Below are 3322 nucleotides of genomic sequence, written 5' to 3' on the forward strand. Positions count from 1 at the left end.
CAGGGGATACCATCCGAAGCGGTACAGGATAAAATCATTGTAACCTCCCTCTTCTGGTAGTTGTTCACTCTTGATGTGTGTCTTAAAATGGATGATCACTTTATCCACATCTTCATTTATTAGAAGCATAGTATCTCTTCTAAGGGTCTCATCGCCCAGGAGTGTGGCGGGGTATGTTTCCAGCGTATAGTCTATTTCGTTACCCTTCCCATCCGTTACCGAAAGAATATCCATAGACCCTGAGGCACCTTCAAACAAGGCATGAAGGTACGGGTTATCTTTTGAGGCGTAATTAGGCAAAAGGAGAAAGCTTTTGATGTTATTCTTGGTGCAAAGGGTAGCTGTAATCGTGAGACTTTCCGGATCAAAACTCGCTTGTATATTGAAGTCCATAGAAAAAAACATTGTTGCTACAAGTAACAGCGAGAATATGTAAAAGAATTTCATCATTCCACCCCTTGAAAATTATATACCTTAATAAGAAAAAAGCCCCCTTCTTTTGAAGAGGGGCTTTCTATAAGCAAAGCCGGAAATTATTCTTTTATTCCTGAGCGTACCAGGCTTCTAACAAAGAGGTCCTGCAACGTGAAAAACAGCAAGAGTGTAGGGAGCACCGCTATCATTGTACCCGCCATGATTATTCCCCAGTTGTTAGCGGATTCCGCTGATATGAGCATCCTGACACCTATCTGTACGGTCTTCATCTTATCTTCCATTGTGATAATGAGTGGCCACAGATACATATTCCATGAATACACGAAGTTGATAATGGTTGCCCCACCAATGATGGCTTTTGATAGCGGAAGAAGGATTTTTATAAAATATGTCATGGGTCCAGCTCCGTCAATGCGTGCCGAATCTTCAAGTGAAGAGGGTATAGACATGAAATGCTGCCTGAACAAAAAAGTGTTGGTTGCACTTGCCATGAAGGGAATAGTCATTGCCCAATAAGTATTAACCCAGCCCAATTTGTTCATCAAGTTGAATAAGGGCAGAATCATAATAGTTTCCGCAGGAAGGAAGAGCGTTGCAAAGAGGAAAGAAAAGGCAAAACTTCTTCCCCGGAATTTGAAATTCGCAAAAGCATATCCAGCGAGAGTGCCTGTAATGATTTTTCCCCCAGTTATCATCACCGCAATTATTGCGCTGTTTAGGATAAGCCGGGCAAAGGGCACCGTGTTAAAGGCGTCAACATAATTTTTCCAATGAAATGCCGTGGGAAAGAATTTGGGCGGGAAAGAAAAGACACTCTCTGGCGGTTGAAGGCTCATGGTAATCGCTAGAATAATCGGCATAATAAAGATAAAAGAAACTGTGATGAGAACTATTTCAATAAGAATTGTATTCAAGCGTTTTTTACTAGAACGAGTCATGAAAACACCTCACTGATAATGGACTTTTCTCTCTGCAAAACTGAAATATATGATGGTTACTACAAGCATTATTGCAAACATAATCATACTCTCTGCAGCAGCTGGTCCACGCTTCTGGAATGTGAAAGCGTCCAAGTACAGCTTGTATATCATATTGGTTGTATATCCACCCGGACCTCCAGAGGTCATGACATCGACAATCGCAAAAGAAGAGAACATAGTAGTAACGATATTCATTATCACCAAGTAGAAGGTTATGGGTGAAACAAGGGGAAAGATTATTCGCCAAACACGTGTCATGGTATTGGCTCCATCCAGTGTTGATGCCTCAATAATATCCAGAGACACATCCTGTATGCTTGCAATGTAAAAGATCATATCAAAGGGTAGCATTTTCCAGACAGTAGCAAAGATTAGAGCATAAAAAGCATAAGGCTTTGAAGTCAGCCATGCCACCTGTATCCCAAATAACTTCGCGAAAAAATAATTGACATGCCCAACAACGGGATTTAGAAGAAAAGTCCAGAGTGTCCCAGCTATTGCTGGGGAAACCGCGTAAGGTGCAAAAAGAAAGGTACGATAGATGCGTGTTCCCGGAACCCCTCTGGTAAGCATGTAAGCAATGATAAAAGACATAAAGATCGTTATAGCAACACTCACAGAGACATAAATGAGGGTGAAACGAACCGCATAAAGATACTCCGGATCCTCAAATAGTTGACGGAAGTTTCTCAATCCGACATAAATAGTCCTGTTCCCAAAAGGTGAAGTCTTATAAAGGCTTAGTTTTAATGCGCTTCCCGCGGGATAATATATAAACATGATAATGATGACAAAGGTGGGTATAAGCAAGAGATAGGGGTACAGCTTTCTCATCGACACACCTCCAGCATGAAGCAGGGGCAGCATAGCTGCCCCTGAAGGTATTAATAAACTTCGTTATATTCTTTGATTGCTCTTGTTGCAGCTTCTTCCGCTCTTTTCAAAGCTTCTGCCGGGGTCAATTCTCCACCGAACATTTTCTCGAGGTTCTGCTCAACTGCGGTCCTGATTTCAGGATAAGCGCCAATGATCGCTCCACGCGCATTGTAATTCTGTTCAGAAAGCATAAGCTGCATAAGTGCTGTAAGGTGATCTGGATACTGAGCGTAATAACCCGAGAAGAGAAGTTGTTCAACAGCATCTTTTCTTACAGGGAAGTAGCCCGTTGCCTTATGCCACTCAATTTGCTGTTCTGTATCAGCCATGAATTTAACGAATTCCCATGCAGCCTGGATTTCCTTATCAGGATGGCCTCCAATAATCCAAAGACTTCCTCCACCTATAACGGCGCCACCAGCTGGGGCATCTGCGGGAGTTGGCAGGAATGCTGTACCAAATTCAAAACCGTTTTCTTTTGAAGCATTCATCATAAGTGCAACGTCGGAAGTTGAGGATAAGAGCATGGCAGCTTTTTGAGATATGAACAGGTTTCTTGCGCCAGTCCAGTCTTCAACTTTTGTCTCAATCATTGTGCCTTCTTTTTTCATGTCATTAAGCCATTCGAAAATCTTAAGGCCTGCTTCATTGTTGAAAACAGCTTTTGTCGGTCTTCCGGTTCTACCGTTGTTGTTATCACACATGGGTGCTGACTGGGCAGCCATGAGTTGTTCGAAGAACCAAGAATGCAGGTTAAAGCCGAACCCAACAACATTTCCCTGGTAATACTTTGTAATCGTCCTGGCTGCTTCTTTGAATTCTTCAAAGGTTCTCGGTGGCTTGTCAGGATCGAGTCCTGCTTCTTTGAAAATAGTTTTGTTGTAGTAAAGTATGGCGTTTGAAGAATTAAAAGGCATCGAGTAAAGCTTCCCGTTGACACGATAATAACTAAGCACCTGAGGAAGGAATTTTCCAAGATCGAAGGTCGGGTCGTTCGCCATAAGGTCACCAACTGGTACGGCGATGCCACC

General features: G+C 42.6%; 4 protein-coding genes. All 4 read right to left on the minus strand.

Annotated elements, in window-relative coordinates; all coding sequences use genetic code 11:
* Positions 1-447: hypothetical protein (locus AC3LHT_RS09770; RefSeq protein WP_488662755.1), on the minus strand; the 447-nt coding region annotated here is incomplete at its 3' end.
* A gap of 86 nt (positions 448-533) precedes the next feature.
* Positions 534-1373 carry a carbohydrate ABC transporter permease gene (locus tag AC3LHT_RS09775; protein ID WP_290646116.1) on the minus strand — a complete coding sequence of 280 codons (840 nt, stop codon included), beginning with the start codon at positions 1371-1373 and terminating at the stop codon, positions 534-536.
* Between the two features lie 9 nt (positions 1374-1382).
* Positions 1383-2249, minus strand: coding sequence for a carbohydrate ABC transporter permease (locus tag AC3LHT_RS09780; protein WP_290646118.1), 867 nt, complete (start codon positions 2247-2249; stop codon positions 1383-1385).
* 50 nt (positions 2250-2299) lie between these two features.
* A partial coding sequence (locus AC3LHT_RS09785; protein ID WP_488662756.1) for an ABC transporter substrate-binding protein occupies positions 2300-3322 on the minus strand: 1023 nt, incomplete at its 5' end.

The organism is Kosmotoga sp., from assembly GCF_982836095.1.